The 3098-nt window shown below is 69.0% G+C and carries 4 protein-coding genes; all 4 read right to left on the bottom strand.

Annotation, left to right across the window (positions count from 1 at the left end; all coding sequences use genetic code 11):
• Positions 1–1042 (bottom strand): fatty acid desaturase family protein (locus tag ACWELQ_RS42260; RefSeq protein WP_452402603.1); only part of this gene is annotated, 1042 nt, incomplete at its 3' end.
• Positions 1043–1170: 128 nt separating this feature from the next.
• Positions 1171–1551, bottom strand: a complete 381-nt coding sequence (locus tag ACWELQ_RS42255; protein WP_452402602.1) for a hypothetical protein — start codon at positions 1549–1551, stop codon at positions 1171–1173.
• 158 nt (positions 1552–1709) lie between these two features.
• On the bottom strand, positions 1710–2357 hold the full coding sequence (locus ACWELQ_RS42250) for a LuxR C-terminal-related transcriptional regulator (RefSeq protein ID WP_452402601.1): 648 nt from the start codon (positions 2355–2357) through the stop codon (positions 1710–1712).
• Positions 2358–2404: 47 nt separating this feature from the next.
• On the bottom strand, positions 2405–2971 hold the full coding sequence (locus ACWELQ_RS42245; protein ID WP_452402604.1) for a sensor histidine kinase: 567 nt from the start codon (positions 2969–2971) through the stop codon (positions 2405–2407).
• Positions 2972–3098 lie beyond the last annotated feature (127 nt).

Raw genomic sequence — 3098 nt, 5'->3', positions numbered from 1 at the left:
GACGCGCTTGGCGGCCGACTTCGTTGAGGTGGTGGAGGGCCTGGGCGTAGGAGTCGAGGAGGGTGGTTTCGGCGTAGGGGATGCCGGTTTCGGCGCAGAAAGCTCGGACCAGGGGCTGGGCGGTGCGGAGGGCGGGGCGGGGCATGGAGGGGAAGAGGTGGTGTTCGATCTGGTAGTTGAGGCCGCCCAAGGCCAGGTCGGTCACGAAACCGCCGCGGACATTGCGGGAGGTGAGGACCTGGCGGCGGAGGTAGTCGGTGCGGTCGCCCTCCGGAAGTACTTCCATGCCTTTGTGATTCGGGGCGAAGGTGCAGCCCATGTAGAAGCCGAACAGGCCCTGTTGGACGGCGAGGAAGACCAGCGCCTTGAAGGGGGACAGGGCAAGGAAGATCATGGCCAGGTAGCCGATGGCGTGGGCGGCCAGCGCCGCGCCTTCGCGGCGGCGGTGCGGGATGGGCCAGGTCAGGACCGCGCGGACACTCGCGAAGTGGAGGCTGCCTGCCTCGAGCAGCAGGAGCGGAAAGAACAGCCACGCCTGGTAGCGGAAGACGAAGCGCCGCCAGCCTTTCCCGGCTGCCGCTCGCGCGCCCGAGTGGGCCAGCACCCCCGAGACGTCGGGATCGGCGCCCTCGGTATTGGGGTGCGCGTGGTGGCGGTTGTGATTGCTGGTCCACCACCCGATGCTCACGCCGGTCGCCAGATTGCCGACCACGAGCCCGTACCAGTGATTCGCCCGCCGCGTCCCGAAGATCTGCTGGTGCCCGGCATCGTGTCCGAGGAACGCCAGCTGCGCGAACACCACGGCGAGAAAGGCCGCGACAGCCAGCACCCACCAGGAGTCGCCGATCATCCACAGCGCCGCCCAGCCGCCGACGAAAGCCGTTGCGGTGAGCGCGCTTCGCCACGCGTAGAACCGCACCCGCCGCTCGAGCAGACCCGCCTGCCGCACCCGCCGCAGCAGAACCGCGTACTCACTGCCCCGTTTCGGTGCGGTTCCCGCCGGTCCGGCCGTCGGCCGCTGTCCCATCGTTTCGATCGCCAAGGGGTGTGCCCATCCTGCTCGCGTGGTCGTAGCGGTCCCTCCGCGAGCATGTCCCGTCAACTTCACCGCCAGGTGAACGATCGCACGGCCCGGCAACACATCTCAGTGACGATTTCACGCGGGACGATTCACGCGGCGGAGAAGGCGCCCAGTTCCGGGAGAGCTTGCCGGACCCAGGCGTAGGGGGAGACTACCGCGGCGATCGTCATGGCGGTGGCGTCTTTGAAGAGCGGACCGTAGAGCCGCTGGATCAGGGTGTGCTCGCCGCGCTGCACCGCCGCGGAACGGACCGAACGCAGCCCGCTGCGGACATCGGAGGACGCGCGGTAGCGGCGGTCGGCATCGGGAACGGGCAGCACGCGGCAGCCCTGCGTCCATATCCGTTGGGAGAGCAGCACGGCCTCGGGGCGGCCGTGTCGGAGGATCACGAAGGTTCCGGCGTCCGCGTTGACCTCACCGAGGATCTCGCGCCACTCTGCTCGCACCGTCGAAGTGTCGAGACCCTTCATCGTTGACATCTCCCTCTGGACGGCGACCAGACGCGCGGTCCAGCGTGATTCTCATGGTGGCTCAACGCTATCTGAGAACGGTGGGAGTGAAATGTGGCAAATCACTGATCTTCGGAACGCCGGATGGGGAATTGCACAATCACCGCCGGAGCGCTCGCTCACCGGCCGTGTAGGTAGGCCAGGACTGCCAGGACCCGGCGGTTGGTGTCGTCGGATTGGGTGAGGCCGAGTTTGGTGAAGATGTTCGCGGTATGTTTTCCCACCGCGCCCTCGCTGATGTACAGCCGCCCGGCGACGGCGGTGTTCGAGCAGCCTTCGGCCATGAGCGCCAGCACTTCCCGCTCACGGGGTGACAGCGCGCCGAGCGGTTCGTTGCGCGGCGTGCTGGCGAGGAGTTTCGCGATCACCTCGGGATCCATGACGGTGCCGCCCGCCGCGACCCGGCGAATGGCGTCCACGAACTGGTCGGCATTGAAGACCCGGTCCTTGAGGAGATAGCCGATCGCCCCGGTGCCGTCGGCCAGCAGCTCTCGTGCGTAGAGCTGTTCGACATGCTGTGAGAGCACCAGGACCGGCAGGCCCGGGCGTTCCCGCCGAGCCGAAAGCGCCTCCTGCAAGCCCTCATCGGTGAAGGTGGGCGGCAGCCGCACATCCACCAGGGCCACGTCGAGTTCGGTATCGCGCAGCGCCCGATGCAGTTCGGGCCCGGTGGCGACGGCCGCGACCACGTCGAAACCGTGCGCGGCCAGCAGATGGGTCATGCCGTCACGGAGGAGGAAGAGGTCCTCGGCGAGGACAATGCGCACGGCTGCTCCAGGGTCGGGATCGTCGCGCACCAGGTTATCGCGCGGAATCAGTCGGCGGTGCGCGGTATTTCGACCGTGACCAGCGTCGGCCCGCCGGGCGGACTGTCGAGCGAGACCCGCCCGTCGAAGCTGCTCAAGCGGTGTTCGATGCCGCGCAGCCCGGTGCCCAGCGCCGGGTCCGCGCCGCCGCGACCGTTGTCGCGCACCATGATTCGCACCAGCGTGTCCTGCCCCGCGAGCTCCACCTCGACCCGGTCGGCTCCGGAGTGGCGGGCCGCGTTGGTGAGCAGTTCGGCGATGGTGAAGTAGAGCGCCGACTCGACCGGAGACGCGACCGGCGCGTCCAGCCGGGCTTCGACGCGCACGTCGAGGGGACAGTCGAGGGCCAGTGCCCGCACCGCGTCGACGAGCCCGCGTTCGGCCAGCACCGGCGGATGGATGCCGCGCACCAGCCCGCGCAGATCCGCCAGCGCCGCGGCCGAGGCCGTCCGCGCCTGCGCCACCAGCTCTTTCGCCGCCCGCGGATCCCGGTCGATGAGCGCTTCGATCGCGCCCAGCGTCATGCCGACCGCGACCATGCGCGCCTGCGCGCCGTCGTGCAGGTCGCGTTCGATGCGGCGCAGTTCGGCGGTGAGGGTGTCGGTGGCGGCGGTCGCGCTAGCCGACGGCGTCCGGGAAGCGACCGGCCGACACCGGGAATGCCCCGTTCGTTACCCGAGCATGCCTGTGATCTTCGTCACA

This window comes from Nocardia sp. NPDC004722 (genome assembly GCF_053601505.1).
This window is presented reverse-complemented; position numbering and strand designations above follow the sequence as displayed.

Bases quoted from the DNA above. Each gene is read 5' to 3' on its own strand.
- ACWELQ_RS42255 (WP_452402602.1), bottom strand. From the start codon at position 1,551: ATGAAGGGTCTCGACACTTCGACGGTGCGAGCAGAGTGGCGCGAGATC.